19 protein-coding genes are annotated in these 19,429 nt (G+C 65.0%); 8 read left to right on the top strand and 11 right to left on the bottom strand.

Going from position 1 to position 19,429, the window contains the following annotated elements; genetic code table 11:
- Window positions 1-2 precede the first annotated feature (2 nt).
- Window positions 3-1,202, bottom strand: coding sequence for a GNAT family N-acetyltransferase (locus CH291_RS03680; protein WP_068047825.1), 1,200 nt, complete (start codon window positions 1,200-1,202; stop codon window positions 3-5).
- 116 nt (window positions 1,203-1,318) lie between these two features.
- On the opposite strand from CH291_RS03680, the gene CH291_RS03675 reads away from it, so the two are divergent.
- Both CH291_RS03675 and CH291_RS03670 read left to right on the top strand, forming a co-directional pair.
- Window positions 1,319-2,122: a TrmH family RNA methyltransferase gene (locus CH291_RS03675; protein WP_094639386.1), complete on the top strand. Its 804-nt coding sequence runs from the start codon at window positions 1,319-1,321 to the stop codon at window positions 2,120-2,122.
- A complete protein-coding gene (locus CH291_RS03670; RefSeq protein WP_068047820.1) occupies window positions 2,119-2,388 on the top strand; it encodes a DUF2537 domain-containing protein in 270 nt (89 codons plus the stop codon). The genes CH291_RS03675 and CH291_RS03670 overlap by 4 nt, the downstream gene beginning before the upstream one ends.
- A 114-nt stretch (window positions 2,389-2,502) precedes the next feature.
- Here the strand turns inward: CH291_RS03670 and CH291_RS03665 are convergent, their stop codons facing one another.
- The 5 genes from CH291_RS03665 to CH291_RS03645 all read right to left on the bottom strand — a co-directional run bounded on the left by CH291_RS03665 (window position 2,503) and on the right by CH291_RS03645 (window position 7,482).
- The gene (locus CH291_RS03665) at window positions 2,503-3,273 is read right to left on the bottom strand and encodes a DUF6928 family protein (protein WP_441347261.1); all 771 of its coding nucleotides are present in this window, start codon (window positions 3,271-3,273) and stop codon (window positions 2,503-2,505) included.
- Between the two features lie 83 nt (window positions 3,274-3,356).
- Window positions 3,357-4,262 (bottom strand): septation protein SepH, encoded by a 906-nt coding sequence (gene sepH, locus CH291_RS03660; RefSeq protein ID WP_094686740.1) that lies wholly within the window; start codon window positions 4,260-4,262, stop codon window positions 3,357-3,359.
- Window positions 4,263-4,374: 112 nt separating this feature from the next.
- The gene (locus tag CH291_RS03655; protein WP_068047811.1) at window positions 4,375-5,046 is read right to left on the bottom strand and encodes a rhomboid-like protein; all 672 of its coding nucleotides are present in this window, start codon (window positions 5,044-5,046) and stop codon (window positions 4,375-4,377) included.
- A 126-nt stretch (window positions 5,047-5,172) separates the two neighbouring features.
- Window positions 5,173-6,294, bottom strand: coding sequence for a phosphoserine transaminase (gene serC, locus CH291_RS03650; RefSeq protein WP_068047808.1), 1,122 nt, complete (start codon window positions 6,292-6,294; stop codon window positions 5,173-5,175).
- A gap of 69 nt (window positions 6,295-6,363) precedes the next feature.
- The gene (locus CH291_RS03645) at window positions 6,364-7,482 is read right to left on the bottom strand and encodes a citrate synthase 2 (RefSeq protein ID WP_068047805.1); all 1,119 of its coding nucleotides are present in this window, start codon (window positions 7,480-7,482) and stop codon (window positions 6,364-6,366) included.
- A gap of 135 nt (window positions 7,483-7,617) precedes the next feature.
- Between CH291_RS03645 and pdxH the strand changes: the two genes are divergently transcribed.
- The 5 genes from pdxH (at window position 7,618) to CH291_RS03620 (ending at window position 12,741) form a co-directional block, all read left to right on the top strand.
- Window positions 7,618-8,235, top strand: a complete 618-nt coding sequence (gene pdxH / locus CH291_RS03640) for a pyridoxamine 5'-phosphate oxidase (RefSeq protein ID WP_256980720.1) — start codon at window positions 7,618-7,620, stop codon at window positions 8,233-8,235.
- The gene (locus tag CH291_RS03635; protein ID WP_082898834.1) at window positions 8,232-9,524 is read left to right on the top strand and encodes an MFS transporter; all 1,293 of its coding nucleotides are present in this window, start codon (window positions 8,232-8,234) and stop codon (window positions 9,522-9,524) included. Before pdxH ends, CH291_RS03635 begins: the two co-directional genes overlap by 4 nt.
- On the top strand, window positions 9,508-10,437 hold the full coding sequence (locus tag CH291_RS03630; RefSeq protein ID WP_094686738.1) for an aldose 1-epimerase family protein: 930 nt from the start codon (window positions 9,508-9,510) through the stop codon (window positions 10,435-10,437). The genes CH291_RS03635 and CH291_RS03630 overlap by 17 nt, the downstream gene beginning before the upstream one ends.
- Window positions 10,434-11,372, top strand: a complete 939-nt coding sequence (locus CH291_RS03625; RefSeq protein ID WP_068047796.1) for a carbohydrate kinase family protein — start codon at window positions 10,434-10,436, stop codon at window positions 11,370-11,372. The genes CH291_RS03630 and CH291_RS03625 overlap by 4 nt, the downstream gene beginning before the upstream one ends.
- 70 nt (window positions 11,373-11,442) lie before the next feature.
- Entirely contained in the window at window positions 11,443-12,741 is a 1,299-nt protein-coding gene (locus CH291_RS03620) for a citrate synthase (protein WP_094633051.1), read from the top strand.
- A 152-nt stretch (window positions 12,742-12,893) separates the two neighbouring features.
- On the opposite strand, the gene CH291_RS03615 is transcribed toward CH291_RS03620, so the two are convergent.
- From CH291_RS03615 to CH291_RS03600, 4 genes are all read right to left on the bottom strand, one after another.
- Window positions 12,894-14,291 (bottom strand): hypothetical protein, encoded by a 1,398-nt coding sequence (locus CH291_RS03615; RefSeq protein ID WP_141216252.1) that lies wholly within the window; start codon window positions 14,289-14,291, stop codon window positions 12,894-12,896.
- 23 nt (window positions 14,292-14,314) lie between these two features.
- Window positions 14,315-14,854, bottom strand: a complete 540-nt coding sequence (locus CH291_RS03610) for a hypothetical protein (protein WP_068047790.1) — start codon at window positions 14,852-14,854, stop codon at window positions 14,315-14,317.
- Between the two features lie 136 nt (window positions 14,855-14,990).
- Window positions 14,991-16,472, bottom strand: coding sequence for a flavin monoamine oxidase family protein (locus tag CH291_RS03605; protein WP_218829009.1), 1,482 nt, complete (start codon window positions 16,470-16,472; stop codon window positions 14,991-14,993).
- Window positions 16,473-16,622: 150 nt separating this feature from the next.
- Complete coding sequence (locus CH291_RS03600) at window positions 16,623-17,408, bottom strand: carbon-nitrogen hydrolase family protein (RefSeq protein ID WP_197477947.1); 786 nt, start codon at window positions 17,406-17,408, stop codon at window positions 16,623-16,625.
- 58 nt (window positions 17,409-17,466) lie between these two features.
- On the opposite strand from CH291_RS03600, the gene CH291_RS03595 reads away from it, so the two are divergent.
- Window positions 17,467-18,108 carry a GntR family transcriptional regulator gene (locus CH291_RS03595; protein WP_068047784.1) on the top strand — a complete coding sequence of 214 codons (642 nt, stop codon included), beginning with the start codon at window positions 17,467-17,469 and terminating at the stop codon, window positions 18,106-18,108.
- Here CH291_RS03595 and CH291_RS03590 read toward each other — a convergent pair.
- Window positions 18,080-19,429 carry an MFS transporter gene (locus CH291_RS03590; RefSeq protein ID WP_068047780.1) on the bottom strand — a complete coding sequence of 450 codons (1,350 nt, stop codon included), beginning with the start codon at window positions 19,427-19,429 and terminating at the stop codon, window positions 18,080-18,082. The genes CH291_RS03595 and CH291_RS03590 overlap by 29 nt on opposite strands.

Below are 19,429 nucleotides of genomic sequence, written 5' to 3'. Positions count from 1 at the left end.
GTCTAGAAACCCCAACCCATGACGGCCGGGCGCGCGGTTCCGAACGTCAGGTCCAATGCGTGCAGTGACGCGTCGTTGCGTGCGGTGAGGCGGTTGGCCGCGGCGAACAAGCGGGCGCGATGGGTGCCGAAGTAGATGCTCGCGAGCACATCGATGTCGAGTTCGATGTCCGGTTCGGATTCCACCCGGGTGCAGGTGGCTCGGCCGTCGGTCACGGTGAGCGAATAGGTACCGCCCGCATCGAGGAAGGGATCTCGCACAGCGATGATCAACGAGGTGTCGAGAGCGTAGGTGCGTGCCTCGAGCGCTGACTCGACGTGCATGATGCGGCCCCACAGTGCGTCGTGGTGTCCGGTGACCTTCGGCAGTCGGTTGTTGGTCAGCAGGAACGGCAGGGCTTCGTCTCGTGACTGTTGCACCTCGATGGTGTCGACCAGGTCGACCCCGACGAGGATCTGCCACAGCGCGGCGTAGGCGGCATCGGTCACCGCGATGAATTCCTGTACCACCACCCGGCTGGGGTTGCGTCCGCGTCGGTAGGCGACGTAACCGTCGGGATGGACGATGAAGAACAGAGCCGTCAGTCCGCCGCGTCGGTTCTCTCGGTCGGCGAAGAACCGCTCCCAGCGGATCGGCGGCTTGGGCTGCGCGCCTGCGGTCTGCTGCTGCCAGCGGTGGTAGATGTCGGGGAGCAGTTCGGTGGCCTCGGCCGATTCGATCAGCCGCACACCGGTCGCCGGAGGAGCATCCTTGCGGAACTGCGCGAATCGACGGTCGATCGAGACGCTGATCTCCTCGGTTATCGGCCCGTAGCCGAAGCGTCCGTAGATCGTCGCCTCGCTGGCGGTGAGCAGCGACAGTGGTGCCCCGGCGTCGTTCAGAGCGCGGTGCTGCTGGGTGAACATCGATCGCAGGATGCCGCGTCGACGATGCGTCGGCGCGACCGACACCCAGGAGACTCCGGACGCCTCGACCTGCGCACCACCGGGAACGGTGACCGACATCGGGAAGTGCATGGCCACACCCACCGGGGTCTCGCCGTCCCACGCCAGGTACACGTGCTCGGACTGGGTCAGGATCTGCGTCTCGGCCAGGTCCTCGGCGTTCTGGTGCTCGCCGAATGCGTGTGCGTCGAGCAGCGCGACGGCATCCCAGTCGTCGTCGGTGGCGGTGCGGATGGTGATCGATTCGTCGGTAGTCATCGTTCTTTACTTTTCCATACAGGAGTGGAGCCCGCGGAACGACCCGAAAAAACTGCCATACAGAGGGAGGCCTTCGCCGACGGACCGTCAGAAATGCCGGGTGACAAGATGAGCGGGTGGTTCATGTAATCGATGTCGACGACCCCTCCGACCCCCGGCTGGACGATTTTCGCGATCTCAACTCGTCGGATCGGCGGCCCGACCTGCCCGAGGGCAAAGGATTGGTGATCGCGGAGGGTGTGTTGGTTGCGCAGCGACTGCTGACCTCGCGCTTCCCGATGATCAGCCTGCTGGGCGTGGATCGACGGCTCGACGCGTTGCGCGACGATCTGGCGGATTCCGACGTCCCGTTCTATCGGACGTCCGCGGAGGTGATGGCCGAGGTCGTCGGATTCCATCTCAATCGTGGTGTGTTGGCGGCGGCGAACAGGCCGCCTGCCCTCGATCTCGACGAGGTGTTGGCCGACGCGAAGACGGTGGCGATTCTCGAGGGCGTCAACGATCACGAGAATCTCGGGTCGATGTTCCGTAACGCGGCGGGCCTCGGCGTGGATGCCGTGTTGTTCGGGGCCGCGTGCGCGGATCCGCTCTATCGACGGTCGGTGCGGGTATCGATGGGGCATGTGCTGCGGGTGCCGTTCGCCAAGGTGCCCGAGTGGCCGCGCGGCCTCGATCGCGTTCGCGCGCATGGCTTTCAGCTGATTTCGCTCACACCCAATCCGACTGCGGTGTCGCTGGCGGCGGCGATGACGGGGGAGAAGGTGGCGTTGTTGCTCGGCGCGGAGGGGCCGGGTCTGACCGAACATGCCATGCGCGCCACGGACATTCGCGCGCGCATTCCGATGGCTCCCGGCACCGACTCACTCAATGTTGCGACGGCCGCGGCGATGGGGTTCTACGAACGTGTGCGCCTGACGTGACCGACCACGACCCGGACGTCCGCTGGACCGGAATCCCGATTGCCGTGATCTCGGCGGCGCTCGTCGGGGTGGCACTGACGACCTTCGGTCTGGAACTGGCCAGAATTCATCCGCTCCTCGCGATCGGTCTGAACATCATCGTCGTCGCGGGTGCGGCACCGACGGTCATGCGATGGCTCGCGATACCGGTGTGGCGCTGGGCCGTGTACGGAGCCGGTATCGGTTCGATGCTGAGCTTCGTGGCACTGGCGGCGCTGGCGTTCTAGCAGTCGTCTGCTCAGTCGGTCTCCGACAGCGGGCACAGTTGCGCACTACCGGCGACAATCGGCGGAATCCCGTCGATCAGCGGTGATTGCGTGCAACGGTGCCCACCCGGGCCACTATTTGCGCGAGAACCAACGCTTCTTCGGTCGCGGTGCCTGCTCGTCGGGGGCGTCGGGCATCGGTTCCTGTGCGCCGCGGCCGTTGGAGCTTCGGTTCTGCTGGTTCGGTGGCGGTGGTTCCTGCCCCGGGACGTACATCGTGAAGCCGCAGACCGGCAGGGTGTTCGGATCGAATTCGTCCGCGTGTGGTGCGCCGGTGTAGCGGAACCCGAGCCACTCGGCGTTGGCTGCCTCGGCGAATTCCTGAGGGTGGAACGGCAGCGACTGCGGATCCGGCATCACTCCGGGCGGATAGATCAGCGGATGCTCACCGGCCCAGAACGATCGCTCCCACACCAATGGCAGGCCTGCGTCCTCGTAGATGTACACCGGAGTGGCACTGAAGGATCGGCGGAATTCACCGCGTTCCCAGTACGCGAACGCACCCCAGGCGTGTTGGGGATCCGAGGCGACGAGGTAGGTGTGCTCGGACGCCAGCGGGCGAGTGAATGATTCGGTAAGTGTCGACGGTGTGAGCACCGCGAGATTGGATCCGCAAACCACGGTGACGCCGGGGTAGCAACCGATGAAGACGTGATCGTCGTCCACGCCTGCCGAGGTCGATATCGGGCCCTGTCCGAGGGGCACTGCCGTCAGGTGGGGGTACAGACGTCCGACGAGTGCGGTCGCAGCGTTCCAATCCGAGGTGGTGGCCTCTCGGAGTACAGAAATGGGATCCGGTGCGTCCACGTACCAGATGGTTGATGCTTTGGCCCCCACTACCGGCACCTCTCTCTCCGTTACTTCCTGGGAAGCCTACGGTGTGAGCGTCGGCGGTTCGTCACCGCGCGGCACATCGGTCACAGCAGAACTCAGTTGTGACCGCTGCTGCGAACGCCGAGCAGGACGTCCTCCCACGACGGCATGGCCGGCTTGCCGCGCTTGTCCTTGCCGCTGGTGTGACCGGCTGCAGGCTTGGGTGCGGGCCTGGGCTCCCTGGTCACGGTCTCGCGCGGCTGTTCGGGCTCGGGAGAGGGCGCATCGTCCACCTCGACCTCGACCTCGATGGTCTCGGCGTCGATCTCGCTGTCGGCGGTGGTGCCGTAGTACTCGTCGAAGCTCTGCTGCGAGGTCTCGTCGTCGGAGTCCTCGGCGGACGTCAGTGCGCGCACCGGTGCCAGACCGCGCAGTTGGCGTCCGAAGTCCGGATCGATCAGCTCGTGAGCAGTGTCGTCGAGCGGGCTGATGGTGCCGCCGTGGCCGTCGGGAAGGAACTGCCAGTGAGCCTTGTTGGTGGTGCGGCCCGCCTGCCACTTGAGCTGCGCGACCCACTTGTTGTCCTCGTCGCGCCAGGCGTCCCACGCCGCGTCGTCGAGATTGTGGCCGCGAGCGCGGAAAGCGAGGGTGACGATCTCGAGCAGGGTCTGCACGGCCGGGCCGTCGTGGCGCAGCGGATGACCGGCCTGAGCCATCGACGCGGCCTGCGAGCGTTCGAGCAACACCGGGTGAGCGAACACCTCGACGCGACTGATGGCCATTCCGGAGTCGGCGGCAACCTGTTCGATGGTCGCTCCGCTGCGGATACGGGCCTGAATTTCCTTGGGCCGAAGCAAGCTGTCCATTTCGATCTCAATCTGTCCTAGTCGAGCGATGTCGCCGCGTGAGGCCGCGCGGAGCTTGTCGTCGGCTGGAAGCCGGAATCTGTCGCCGGTCTTGGGATCTGCGCACACGACGAACTTTCCGTCGGCCTCGAGACCCACCACACGTAAGTCTCGCACCTTGACCTCCTCATCGCGCCGGCTCGCGATACCGTCGAATTCGAGCCTAGTTCACCTGCCGTATTCGGCGGGTGTCCGACACGCATCGCTTCTGCCGACCATCGTTTCCCTATCAGAGGGTAGACAGCTGTGGGCTCGGTTGCACCCATTCGGTCGATGTTGCGTCAATTGTCCTGTGGGACAACGTCGATGCATCGACGCGGCGGTACAGTGCGCCCAGGCCGAAGCCGATGCTCAGGGCAATCGCGTGCCCGACGGAAGTGAAGGTCGGGTCCGATACCCCACTGATCGTGACGACGCCGATCCACAGTGCGGCCCAGCCCGCACACCACGGCATCGGCAGGTACCTGATCATCGACCCCGCTACCGCTGCTGCTGCGTAACTGACACCGACGTCGACGGCCATCGCCAGTGAGTCCGCGAGCCAGTCAATGTGAATGCCGATGAGCAGGCCGACGGCCACCAGTACCGTCGCACCGATGTGTCCCGCGCTGAAGGTGACGAGGAAGCGTCGCCAACCGGAGATCCATTCGGCGACGGCGAACAGCAGTGCAACCGCGGCCAACCACAACCAGTTCACCCGTCCTTCGGTGAGAAAGACGCTCGTGACGAGGGTGGCGAGGTGGCCGTCGCCCAGATTGTGCAGATTGGTGCTCGCCGCGTGCAGCACGTGCCAGCGATCGTGCGGGCCGATCCGGCCCAGTGCGACGGTGCCCGCCACCGCGAGAGCGATGTACAGCAGGGTCACGCGAATGCGCAGCGCGAATGTCAGGAGCCGGTACATACGAGCGCTCCCTCCGAGGTCGTTACGCTTGCTTACTTGATAGCAAGTGTAGGCCGCGAAGGGAGCGCCGTAGCTGTGAGCTTGCTGGGAATGGTCGTTCCGCAGGCTCCACTCCTGCCCTGCTGATCAGCTCAGAGTCGACACGACCCAGTCGATGCTCTTGGTCAGTGCGGTGATGTCGTCCGGCTCGATGGCCGGGAACATGCCGACGCGCAGCTGGTTGCGGCCGAGCTTGCGGTACGGCTCGGTGTCGACGACGCCGTTTGCGCGCAGGATCTTCGCAACCTGGGCTGCGTCGACGTTCTCGTCGAAGTCGATGGTGCCGACGACCTGGCTGCGGTGATCCGGGTTCGTCACGAACGGCGTCGCGAATTCGCTCTTCTCGGCCCAGTCGTACAGACGTGAGGACGAATCGGCGGTGCGCTTGGTGGCCCAATCGAGGCCACCCTGCGCGTTGAGCCACTCGATCTGGTCCGCGAACATCAGCAGTGTCGCCACGGCCGGGGTGTTGTACGTCTGGTTCTTGCTGCTGTTGTCGACGGCGATCGGCAGCGACAGGAAGTCCGGGACCCATCGATCCGTGGCAGCGATCTCGCTGACGCGCTCGAGTGCGGCCGGGCTCATCAGCGCCACCCACAGGCCACCGTCGGCGGCGAAGCACTTCTGCGGCGCGAAGTAGTAGACGTCCGAGTCGGCGACGTTCACCGGCAGACCGCCGGCACCGGAGGTGGCGTCGATCGCGATGAGGGCGTTCTCGGAGCCGGCCGGACGGCTGACCGGGATGGCCACGCCCGTCGAGGTCTCGTTGTGCGCCCAACCGATGAGGTCGACGGACGGGTCGGAGGTGGGCTCGGGCGCGCTGCCCGGCTCGGCCTTGACGACGATGGGATCACCGATGAACGGGTTGTTCTTGGCCACCGACGCGAACTTCGAGCTGAACTCGCCGTTGGTCAGGTGCAGCGACTTCTCGCGAATGAGGCCGAAGGCAGCAGCGTCCCAGAACGCGGTGGTGCCACCGTTGCCGAGGACGACCTCGTAGCCCTCGGGCAGCGAGAACAGATCCTTCAGGCCACTGCGCACGCGTCCGACGACGTCCTTGACGGGCTTCTGACGGTGGCTGGTGCCGAACACGGAAGCGCCGACGTCGACCAGGGACTGCAGCTGCTCGGGGCGAACCTTGGACGGGCCGCAACCGAAGCGTCCGTCGGCGGGCAGGAGATCGGCGGGAATGATCGGCAAATCGGCCATGGAGTAGCGCGTCCTAGCGTCGATGGAATATGGCATCCACAGGCTAGTCGGGTGTCATGGCACCGTCGACTACCGGATCAGGTCCCAGCCGTCGACGGACTCGGGCCTGCGGGGTTCGGGGCCGGTGTAGAGGGCAGCCGGTCGGACGAGCTTGCCCAGGCGCTTCTGCTCCAGGATGTGCGCGCACCAGCCCGCGGTACGGCCACAGGTGAACATGGCGGGCATCATGTGCGCCGGCACCTCGGCGAAGTCGAGGATCACCGCGGCCCAGAACTCGACGTTGGTTTCGATGGCGCGGTCGGGGCGGCGCTCGCGCAGTTCGGTCAGTGCCGCCTGCTCGAGCGCGGCGGCGACTTCGTAGCGGGGTGCGTTCAGCCTCTTGGCGGTGGCGCGCAGCACGCGGGCGCGGGGGTCCTCGGCGCGGTAGACGCGGTGTCCGAAGCCCATGAGCTTCTCTTTGCGGTCCAGGATGCCGGTGATGAGAGCGCGTGCGTCACCGGTTCTCTCGACCTCCTCGATCATCGGCAGGACGCGAGCGGGCGCGCCGCCGTGCAGGGGACCGGACATTGCACCGATGGCACCCGAGAGGCAGGCGGCGACGTCGGCTCCCGTGGAGGCGATGACACGTGCGGTGAACGTCGAGGCGTTCATGCCGTGTTCGGCGGCCGAGACCCAGTACGCGTCGATGGCGGCGACGTGGGCGGGATCCGGTTCGCCCTTCCAGCGGACCATGAAGCGTTCGGTCACGGTGGCGGCCTGATCGATGCGGCTCTGCGGTACAGCAGGCTGGTAGATGCCGCGAGCGGACTGAGCGACGTAGGACAGAGCCATCACCGAGGCGCGGGCGAGGTTGTCGCGGGCGGTGGAGTCGTCGATGTCGAGCAGCGGCTGGTAGCCCCAGATGGGCGCGAGCATCGCCAGGCCGGCTTGGACGTCGACGCGGACGTCGCCGGTGTGGATCGGCAGGGGGAACGGTTCGGCCGGTGGAAGTCCTCGACCGAACTCGCCGTCGACGAGCAGTGCCCAGACATCACCGAAGGTCACGTTCTGCGCGACGAGTTCCTCGATGTCGACGCCGCGATACCGCAGTGCGCCACCGTCCTTGTCGGGCTCGGCGATGTCGGAGGTGAACGCGACGACACCTTCGAGGCCGGAGACGAAATCCTCGGGAACTCGTTGAACAGCCATGGCCTGTGGACTCCCTCGTCGCAACTGCACCCGGCTCTGCGCCGCATCCGGGCGTACTTCGTCAGAACCATAGCCGGGATCTACGCGGGAGTAGCGTCTGGGCTTGTGTCTGCAGAAGAACAGCGCCTGGCGAACATGCGGGTGGACTACGGAGAGCCCGAGGACCTCGACGTCGATGCTCTGGCGGACGGGTGGTGTGCGCTGGCGCAGCAGTGGTTGTCCGACGCGATAGCGGCGAATCTGCCCGAGCCCAACGCCATCGTGTTGGGGACGGTCGACGAGGCGGGTAGACCCGCCACCCGCACCGTGTTGTGCAAGGACTTCGACGCGGACGGGGTGGTGTTCTACACCAACTACGACTCCGACAAGGGCCGTGCGCTCACCGTGACGCCGTATGCGTCGATCACGTTCCCGTGGATCGGAATTGCCCGCCAGGTCACCGTTCGAGGCCCGGTGGTCAGGGTCGACGCCGAGACGACGCAAACCTATTGGCGCACCCGGCCCCGCGGCTCCCAGCTGGGGGCATGGGCGTCCGAGCAGTCGCGGCCCATCGGCTCGCGGGAGGATCTGGCTGCGCGACTGGCCGAGGTCACCGCGACGTTCGACGGCATCGAGGTGCCGGTTCCGCCGAACTGGGGCGGTTTTCGCGTCGAACCTGAGACGGTCGAATTCTGGCAGGGCCGAACGAGCCGCATGCACAACCGAATTCGCCTGACGGTGGCAAGCGGTGTGATCGAGCGTCTGCAGCCGTGAGCGGATTGCGCGGCATTCTTGCCGATACGACTCCGCTGAAGACCCCCGCCTACAAGCGGCTGTGGTTGGCGAACATCGTCACCGTCATCGGGGCGCAGCTGTCCATCGTCGCTGTGCCACAACAGGTTTTCCAGATCACGCTGAGTTCGGCGTACGTGGGTCTCACCGGTGTCTTCGCGCTGGTGCCGCTGATCGTGTTCGGTCTGTGGGGCGGGGCGCTGGCCGATGTGATGGACCGCCGCACGCTGTTGATGATCACCACCTGCGGTCTGATCGGTACCTCCGCCCTGTTCTGGTTGCAGGCGTTCCTCGACCTGAACAACGTGTGGATCATCTTGGTGCTGTTGGCCGTTCAGCAGGCCTTCTTCGCGGTGAATCAACCGACGCGCAGCGCGATCCTCCCGCGAATCCTGCCCGCCGAGCAGCTGCCCGCCGCGAATTCACTGAACATGACGGTGATGAACTTCGGCGCTATCGCCGGACCGCTCAGCGCAGGCATCCTCATCTACTACATCGGGCTCGAGACCCTCTACCTGATCGACACCATCGCACTGTTCGCCACACTGTGGGCAGTGATCCGGCTGCCGGGAATTCCACCGGCGAAGTCGGGTCAGCGCGCCGGATTGCGCTCGGTGTTCGACGGTTTCGCCTACCTCGCGACGCAGAAGGTGCTGCTGGCCTCGTTCGTCGTCGACATCATCGCGATGGTGTTCGGTATGCCCCGTGCGCTCTTTCCGCAGATCGCACACGAGAGCTTCGGCGATCCGGCGTCGGGCGGTCCGGTGCTGGGCATGCTGTTCGCAGCGATGTCCGCGGGCGCGGTGGTGGGTGGAGTGTTCTCCGGCTGGCTGCCACGAGTGCGCAGGCAGGGCCTGGCGGTGCTGATCTGCATCGTCGTGTGGGGCGTGGCGATGATCGGCTTCGGTCTGGCCGTCGGCGCGGCCACCGACGGGGCCACCACCGTCGCCCTGTGGTTCGCGTTGGCGTTCCTGGCCCTCGGCGGCGGAGCCGACATGATCTCGGCGGCCTTCCGCAGCACGATGCTGCAGCAGGTCGCCACCGACGAGATGCGTGGCCGGCTACAGGGTGTCTTCATCGTCGTGGTTGCCGGAGGTCCGCGCGTCGGCGACGTCCTGCACGGGGCCGCAGCGGCGTCGGTGGGGACGGCGGCCGCCGCGGCGGGCGGCGGCGTGCTGGTCGTCATCGGTGTCTCGATCGCCGCGTTGGCTCTTCCGGCATTCATCCGGTACCGAGTGGGTGCGGTGGTAAAGAATGGCACTCATGGCTGACGCACAGACCTACTCGTTGACGAGCGGTAAGTATCGGGCAGACATCGCTGCCGTCGGAGCGGGTCTGCGGGTGCTCGAATACGACGGCGCACCGCTCACCGAGACCTGGGAGGCGGGTTCGAAGCCGCCGCTGTCGGCGGGACTGGTGTTGGCCCCGTGGCCCAATCGAACGGCCGACGGCACGTTCACGTTCGAAGGCGTCGAGCATCGGATGGAGATCACCGAGCCCGCGCGCAACAACGCCAGTCACGGTTTCGTCCGGCGGGTGGAATGGACCCTGAACGAGCACAGCGACTCTCGCGTCGAGCAGAGCGTGGACGTCGGGACACATCAGGGCTGGCCGTTCTCGGTGACGGTGACCGTGGCGCACGAGCTGTCGGCGGACGGTCTCACCGTCACCGCGTCGGCGAAGAACACCGGTGATTCACCGGCGCCGTACGGGATGGGTTTTCACACGTTCGTCAGGGTGGGAGACGTGCCGCTCGACGAGTGCACGCTCGAGCTCTCGGCCGGCACGCGGCTGCCGCTCGACTCGGTGCGCAATCTGCCAGTGGGCAATTCGGTGCCGACTGCCGATACCGAGTACGACTTCCGGCAGCCGCGGATGCTGCAGGGCGTGCAGCTCGACACCCCGTACAGCGCGTCGCTACCCGAGGCCGACGGCCGAGCGAGCCATGTTCTTCGTGGTCCCGACGGCACCGCGACGGTGCTGTGGACCGACAGCAGCTTCGGGTGGGTGCAGGTGTTCACCGCCGATCCCGCCAACGATCAGGCCTATCCCGATCGAGGGCGGGCCTTGGCGATCGAGCCGATGACCTGCCCACCCGATGCGTTGAATTCCGAGATCGATCTGATCGTGCTGGATCCGGGGCAATCCTGGTCGGGCACCTGGGGAATGAGGTACGAGAAGTGACCATTCTGGTGTGCGGCGAGGCGTTGGTCGACCTGGTTCCGGTGCACGAGGGCCCGCTGCTTTCGCCCAAACTCGGCGGCGGGCCGTTCAATGTCGCCGTCGCGATCGGTCGACTGGGTTCGCCCGTCGCGTATCTCTCGCGGATCTCCCGCGACCCGTTCGGGGAGCAGATCCTGGCGAGCCTGCGCGACGCGGGAGTGGACACCACGTGGGTGCAGCGCGGCGACGAACCGACGACGTTGGCGATGACCACGCTCGCCGAGGACGGCAGTGCCGAGTACTCGTTCTACGCCGACGGCACAGCCGACCGCCTCGTCGCCGATCCCGGCGATCTGCCCGACGAGATCAGCGTGCTCTCGTTCGGCACACTGTCGCTGCTGTACGAGCCCGGCGCGTCGATGTACGCGGGCCTGCTGCACCGGGCCCGGGCGGCGGGCAAGCTCACGATGCTCGATCCGAACATCCGGCCCGCTGCCATCGACAGCACCAGCGGAGACATCACCGCCGACGGGTTTCGCGACCGCTTCCGTTCGTGGCTGCCCAGCATCGACATTCTCAAGGTGTCCGAGGACGACTCGTTCTGGTTGGGGCTCGGAACGCAGGGGACCACCGTCGACGACTGGCTCGCGGCAGGGGTCACCGCGGTGGTCATGACCCGCGGTGGCGACGGCATCTCGGTCTTCACCGCATCCGAGGAAATCACGGTCCCTGGTGTCGCGGTCGACGTCGTGGACACGATCGGCGCTGGTGACACCGTGCACGGAGCTCTGCTGAGCTTTCTGCAGAAGGAGACCATTATCACATCGAACGCGGTGAAAGAGATGAGCAAGGAAGATTGGCGAGAAGCGCTCGAGTTCGCCGCGAAAGCAGCGGCGATCACGGTTTCTCGACCCGGTGCCGACCCTCCCTGGGCGTCCGAGGCGTCGAGAGACTAGTTTCACTATCGACGTTAGAACTGTCCGCTTCAAGTACGTGTCCGTTACACGAGTTCGAGAGGGACCATTCGTGCCCGCTGAGAATGATGCCAAAGCCACCCTCACCTATCCCGGTGGCGAATACTCCATGTCGATTGCCGAGGCCTCCGAGGGCAACAACGGCATCGAGCTGGGGAAGTTGCTGGCCACCACCGGCTACACGACGTTGGACGGCGGGTTCGTCAACACCGCGTCGACCAAGTCGGCCATCACCTACATCGACGGTGACGCAGGCATCCTGCGCTACCGCGGTTACCCGATCGAACAGCTCGCGGGCAAGTCTTCGTTCATCGAGGTCAGCTACCTGCTGATCTACGGTGAGCTGCCGTCCGAGGATCAGCTCGAGAAGTTCACCGACAAGATCCGTCGGCACACTCTGCTGCACGAGGACCTCAAGCGGTTCTTCGACGGTTTCCCGCGTAACGCGCACCCGATGCCGGTGCTGTCGAGTGCCGTCAACGCGCTGTCGGCGTACTACCAGGATTCGCTCGACCCGAACGACCCGGAGCAGGTCGAGCTCTCGACCATCCGCTTGCTGGCCAAGCTGCCGACCATCGCGGCGTACGCCTACAAGAAGTCCGTCGGTCAGCCGTTCCTGTACCCGGACAACTCCAAGAGCCTGGTCGAGAACTTCCTGCGCCTGACGTTCGGCTTCCCGGCCGAGCCGTACGAGGTCGATCCCGAGATCGTCAAGGCACTGGACATGCTGCTCATCCTGCATGCCGACCACGAGCAGAACTGCTCGACGTCGACGGTGCGTCTCGTCGGATCCTCGCAGGCCAACCTGTTCACCTCGATCTCCGGCGGCATCAACGCGCTGTGGGGCCCGCTGCACGGCGGAGCCAACCAGGCCGTGCTCGAGATGCTGGACAAGATCAAGGCCGAGGGCGGCGACGCAACGGACTTCCTGCGTCGCGTCAAGAACAAGGAAGACGGCGTCAAGCTCATGGGCTTCGGACACCGTGTGTACAAGAATTTCGACCCGCGCGCGACGCTGGTCAAGGAGACCGCGCACACGATCCTCGGCAAGCTCGGCAACGGCGACGAACTGCTCGAAATTGCGCTCAAGCTCGAGGAGACCGCGCTGACCGACGACTACTTCGTCGAGCGCAAGCTGTACCCCAACGTGGACTTCTACACCGGCTTGATCTACCGCGCGATGGGCTTCCCGCCGCGCATGTTCACGGTGCTGTTCGCGATGGGCCGGCTCCCGGGCTGGATCGCGCACTGGCGCGAGCAGAACGAGGACACGACCGGCAAGATCGGCCGCCCGCGCCAGATCTACACCGGCTACACCGAGCGCGACTACCAGGACGTCAGCTCCCGCTAGATCTCGCTGCACGACAACGCCGCCGACTCCCTTCGGGAGCCGGCGGCGTTGTTGTGTCTGCGCCGAGTTCGCAGTTACGTAGGTGAAATGGCCGTTTTCGTCTGCACAACTGCGAACTCGACGTCATGGACTCCACAACTTCGAGTTCGTGGTCAGGTCATCGCTACCTCCCGCAGCACCTGTCCTGCACCGTCGGTGAGGCGCAACGTATCGGTATCCGTCGGGCCGACCACGAGCTCGCCGCCGACGGGTAGGTCGATGGTGCTGACGAATGCAGACCGCGATCCCCGAGCATCCTCGGTGGCGGCGGTGTAATCACTCGTGGTGGGGGTGTCGGTCGTGAGCGTCATCGATCGCTCGGTAGGGCTGATCTCGGCGACGATCGACGCGCCCGCAGGCAGGCGAAGGGAGGTCGATCGAACCACCCAACCGTCGGACAGGATGGAGATGTCGATCGAGGCATCGCGCTCGTTGTCCGCGACGTCGGAGAGCGTCAGCCGCATCGGTGTGTCGATCGAGGCCTCCAGCAACGCTGTGTTGTCGTTGTTGATGAACGCGGACCGTCGCACCCGGTCACTGTCGGACACCGACAAGCTCCATTCGACATCGGTCAGATCGACCGGATCGTTGGTGTTGTCGGTGACCAGCACCAGGTAGTCCTGGTCCTGCGCACCGACCTCCGTGCAGGAGGGGCACTGATGAACGCCGGTCATCTCGGCCAGCGGAAACAACTTCAGCTGATTGTCCGGGGTACCGGAGAACAGGTAGCTGTCGTCGGCGGGGTCTGCCGAGGTGGTGTAGTACCACGTATCGGCGGCCGTATCGGTGACGATCATCTTCTCGACGCCGGGATAGTTGTTGTCGTAGATGACAATTCCGCGTGTGCTGTCGCCCAGATCGCGTATCGCGATCGGTGTCACGGCGTGGCCGGACGTTCCGTCCTCGGTGTAGAACGCGAGTAGATGGTCCTGCCCTTCGGCCCACGCGGTCGTGAGTCGATCGATCACCTCGTCCACAGGTGCGGACATCTCGGAGTCGGCCGTCGGTTCGACCTCCTGGGTGTTGAAGTAGCGCGCGATCACGGCATCGGTCGCTGGGGAGGGACGTGCATCGAACAGTGTTGCTCCCGGGGCGACGAAGGACGAGGTGTCGATCGAGTTGCGGTAGGCCAACCCTGCGACCGCGGCCATTCCGAAGCAGTGACCACCGTTCATTCCGTTCTCGAACACCTCCGAGGTCACCCGTCCCATCGGCGAGAGAACGCATCGGTCGCTCTCGGTTCCCGGAGTGCACACCGCATCCCCGAACAGTGATTGCATCGAGGCCGGTGTTAGCCCTAGGCCATGCTCCGCTGTCGGCGGTCCCCAGTTGGGGAAGGAGAAGCCGTCCCGTCGGACGTCGAAGCCGGACGAGGCCACGAGTGTGCCCGAGCCTGGGTCCATCTCGGTGAACCCTTCCTGAGGTGAAGAACACGCCGTCAGCACGAATGCGACTGCAAAAGCCATTGTGGCCCAGCGGCGGCGGGGCGCAGTGGCGGAGCGGAGAACCATGATCGGATCCTCTTCTTCGGTTGTCAATGCTCGAGTACGACCTTGAGAACTGTGACGATCAAACCGACGACGATGGCAACCAGGCCTCCGAGGATTGCCCCACGCCATCTTCTCTTGCTCGCATGCCAGCCGCTGGCGGCTCCGAGGACGAGCAGGAACAGGAATGCGAGATCGGAAATGGTGTCGAGTGCGCCGTAGGCCGACCACAGACCGCTCACACGTCCGAGCCCGATGATGATGAGCGGCACCACCGTCAGCAGCAGGAAATGCGCTGAGTGCCAGAGCAGATGACGTCTGTCGGCACCGTCGGGCATGCGGTGGTGGCTGTTCACGTACCCCAACCACGACGAGAACAGGTGCGCGACGGCAGTCGCGACCATCGGCCCGAGGACCATTCCTGTCGCGTCACCGAAATCGACGTCCGTATCGTCCGCCCCGACGACCATGACGGTCATGATGATCACGGTGCCGTAGATCAACGGCTCTGCGTCCAACGCCGCCCACGTCGGTCGGCCTCGCCTCCAGGAATTGTGACCGGTATCGGGAAGCGTGCTTCCGGTCATGACTTCTCGCCGCAGGCGGCGTACTTCGGCGTGGATCCATCGTGGCGCGCCGGAAGTGGTGGTCGATTCATCGTCGAAAGTCCTTGTTCGAGAGAAAGAGTGGGTATGTCATCGCGGATGGGGGCTCGTGTCTCGTTCAGACGACCTCGTGTTCGGCCGGTGCCATGGGGTCGATGTGGCGTGCGGCGCGTAGGCCAGCCTCGATCGCACCCTCGACCCAGCCCGACTTGAACGTGGTGAAGTCGCCGGCCCAGTGCAGCCGGTCCACAGGCTTTTTCATCTCGTCCAGCATCCAGCCGCCGTCCAGAGGCGTATCGCCGAAGGCGGCCTTGATCCAGGGTTGATCGGGCCAGGAGAATTCGCCGATTTCCACGACGTCCTCGATCATTCCGGACATGTCGGCGTTGAAGGTGTTCACGAGATCTCGTGCCCGGGTTTCTTTCGGCTGCGCGAGATAGGCAGTTGCGTTGGCACCGGAAAGGTAGAAGAACGCGTTCCCGCGCCCGCCCGGCTCGTTGCCGGTGATGTCGATGAGTCGTTCCCACGGCCGGTCGGAAGCTGCCACGGGCCAACCTCGCACACCGGAATCGAGCCACGTCGGTTTCGAGGTCTGCAGATACACCTTGACTATGTCGCTCCACACCATGCCGTCGACCACCTGACGGGCTCGATCGGGCAACGCCGGTCGGATGTCGACATCCTTCAGGACCGTGAAGGGGATCGTCGAAATGACCTCGTCCCCGGTCCATTCGCGACCGTCCGCTGTGGTCACCATGACGTCCGAACCGCTCTGGTCGATCACCACCACCCGAGAGCCCAGGTGGATGCGGTCTTGGGGGAGCCTTTCGGCGAGGGCGCGCGGTATCCGCTCGTTTCCACCCTGCACGCGGTACAAGTTGCGGTCGCCGAAATGGTAGGCGAAGTCGGGAAGCAAACCGAGAACGCTGACTTCCAGTGTGAAACCGCCGGCCTGGGCTGCGACGAGTTTGGCGAAATCGTCCGATGCACCAGCGTCGGCGAGCAATTCACGAACGGTGAATCCGTCGAACTTGTCGGCGGCGGCCGCATCGGGCCACTCCGGGTCGATGACGGTGGTGAAATCTGCGCCGAGGGGCACGAAGTAGCTGGTGAGCATGGAACTCAGTTCGACGGTACGTTCGGACTCGAGTAGATCCCAGGGTCGACGATCGAGCTGAGTGTTGTTGCCGCGCAAGCCATCTATCAGATATTCGGGAGCGCCGTCGTTCATCGCGACGATGGGGAGCTTCAGGGTGCTCACGTAGCCGGTGACCAACGGCATGTTCAGTCGGAAATGCCCTCCACCGCCCTCGGTGAACTGGCCGTTCTCGTATTCGACGGAGATGAGGCGACCACCGATTCGGTCCTGAGCCTCGAGAACCGTCACCTCGTGACCGCGCCGGTGCAAGGCCAGTGCGGCCGTCAGACCCGACATGCCTGCACCCAGAACGAGTACGCGACGGGGTGCAGGCGATTCATTCGTACCGGCGACGGTGCTCTCGGCCTCGTTGCTCGAGCACGCCGTCGTGGAAGTCAACCCTCCCAGCATCGCTGCGCTCAAGCCGAGTCGTAAGGCATCCCGTCGGTTGACCTGCACCATCGTCGTCTCCTTCTGAAACGATGGAAGTGCCCCGTCACTTCTCCGATTCGACAAGCGACATCACACCACGTTTTCACGGCGGAGGTGACTCGAAACCGCGTTCCCGCGCCAGGTCTCACGAAAGACCGAACCTGCACCGAGCAGGATCGGTCACACGAAGGTGACGCGATTTTTCAATACCGGCAGGTTTGCACGCACGGCGTCGACGAGTTCGGTGTGGATGTCGATCGTCAGCATGCCGGGCGTCGCGTCGAGTTGCCCGAGGATCTCGCCGGTGGGGGAGCAGACGATGCTGTGTCCCACGCCCAACGGTGCATTGCCCTCGGCGGCAGCGGGTTCGGCTTGGTCGCAGGCCGCGATGAACGTGGTCGAATCCAGGGCACGTGCCCGCGCGAGCAGGGTCCACTGCTCCACTTTGCCGTCGCCCGATCCCCACGACGCCGGGACGACGACGACTTCCGCGCCGAGATCACCGAGTTTCTGGAACAGTGCCGGGAATCGAATGTCATAACAGGTGGCGAAGCCGACCCGAACGCCGGCGATGTCCACCACGAGAGGCTCCGAACCCGGTGCGACGGTGTCGGATTCGGCGAATCCGAACGCATCGAACAGGTGGATCTTGTCGTAGCTCGCGTCGATACCGGGTCCGGTGACGAGCAATGTGTTCGTGACCCTGTCGTCCGCGGCTGGGGTGAACATTCCGGCGACGACGGTGATGCCAGCGTCGGACGCTATGGCGCGCACCGCGTTCGCCCATTCACCGTCCAGGGGTTGCGCGAACTTTCGGATGGGTCCGCCGAAGCATCGCATCGTCGCCTCCGGAAACACGACGAGATCCGATCCCGCATGCGCTGCGGCGCGGGTGTGGGTGGCGATGAGTTCGAGATTCTCGGCGGGCTGTTGGCCGCTGGTGATCTGGGCGAGGCTGATGCGGATGGACGAGCTCACGGTGTGACTCCTGGTTTCGTCGGAGGAAGACAGGTATACATATCGTATGCAGCCGCTGTCGGGGAGGGAGAAGGCGTACCAGTACGTGCGCGATCAGGTGTTGTCCTCACCGGCCGCCACCGGCACTTTTCTGAACGAGCAGGAACTCGCGACGCAGATCGGAGTATCCCGTACCCCGGTTCGTGAAGCGTTGCTGATGTTGCAGTCCGAGGGGCTGGTCGAGATGGTGCCCAAGCGGGGCGCGCACGTGCCGGCGATGTCCGGACGCCAGATCGCCGAACTGATGGATCTGCGCGGAGTTCTCGAGCGGCACGCGGCCACCCGTGCGCTGCGAGCCGGTGACGCGCCGATCACGCAGATGCGGCACGCGTTGACGCAGCAGGAACTGCTGATGAACTCCGACGACGCAGATGCACCCAAGCAGTTCATCGACTGGGACGGCACATTCCATCAGAGTTTGATCGATTCGGCGGGAAGCGATCTGCTCTCGCGCACGTACGCCGGACTGCGGGCTCGCCAACTTCGGGTCGGGTTGAGCGCGTTGTTCACCGCGGCGAACCGTCAGCACCGGGTGTGCGCCGAGCACCAGGCCATCATCGACGCACTCGGTGCGGGCGACGAGGACCTGGTGCACGCGAAGATCGACGCTCACCTCGAAGTCACACTTCAGACTCTGCTGCGCGCGTAGCCTTTTCGCGCTCCTGGCCCAGCAGCACGTAGTGCTCGTCCTCGGTGGGGTCGGGGTTGCGACCGAGTGCGAGACCGACGAGTGTCACGGCACCGACGATCACGATGTATCCCGCGATCGGCACCCAGCTGTCCGTTCTGTCCAGCAGGTAGACGAAGATCAGCGGTGCCATTGCGCCACCGAACACGCCGGCGATCGTGTACGCCAACGAGCTGCCGGTGGACCGCAGTCGGACGCTGAACTGTTCGGTGACGAACGCAGCCTGCGGTCCGTACATGAACGAGTGGAACGCCAGTCCCACAACGACACCCAGGATCAGCAGCGGCAGGGATCCGCCGCCGATGACGAGGAAGAAGATCGCGCTCCAGGCAACGCCGCCCACCGCTGCGATTCCGTAGACGAGGCGCCGATTGATGCGGTCGGACACCGCTCCGGCGAGCGGGATCAGACCGAGCTGACACGCCGATCCGACCAGAATGGCGGTCAGCACCTCGCTGCGTTCGAAGCCCAACTTCTGCGTGCCGTAGGTGATGGAGAAGACGGTGAACAGCGCGTAGATGACGTCCGGTGCGACGCGGGACATGATGCCCGCCACCAGTGGCCGCAGTTCGGTCTTGAACACCTCGCTGATCGGGGCTTCCGATCGATCGCCGCTTTCCTGCAGCGCCTTGAACACCGGGGTGTCCTCGAGCTTCAAGCGGATCCACAGACCGAATCCGACGAGTACGGCCGAGAAGAGGAACGCCACTCGCCATCCCCAGGACTCGAACTGCTGGTCGGTCAGTGACAGAGTCAGTATCGCGAGTGCGCCGTTGGCGAGCAGGTTGCCTGCCGGTGGTCCGATCTGCGCGGCGGACGACCAGAAGCCGCGCTTGCGTGGATCGCCGTATTCGCTGGAAAGCAGAACCGCGCCGCCCCACTCTCCGCCGACGGCAACACCCTGGCAGAACCTCATGGTGACGAGGATGATCGGGGCTGCGATGCCGATCGTGTCGTATCCGGGGATCAGGCCGATGGCGAACGTGGTGACGCCGATCAGCATCAGCGTGATGACGAGTAGTTGCTTGCGGCCGATGACATCGCCGAGGCGCCCGAAGACGAATCCACCGACCGGTCGGGCGACGTACCCGACGGCGTAGGTGGAAAAGGCCAGCAGTGTCCCGGTCAGCGGATCGCTGTCCGGGAAGAAGACCAGAGGGAACACCAGCGCCGCGGCGGCCGAGTAGACGGCGAAGTCGTACCACTCCAATGCCGTTCCGGTCAGGCTGGCCGCGAAGGCCTTGGCCAGGCCCTTTCTATCCACCGAAACAGGTTCGGTCAT

It is taken from the genome of Rhodococcus sp. 14-1411-2a (genome assembly GCF_002259485.1).
Taxonomy (GTDB): domain Bacteria; phylum Actinomycetota; class Actinomycetes; order Mycobacteriales; family Mycobacteriaceae; genus Rhodococcoides.
The sequence above is the reverse complement of the archived record's forward strand: the minus strand, read 5'-3'. Positions and strand labels throughout refer to the sequence as shown.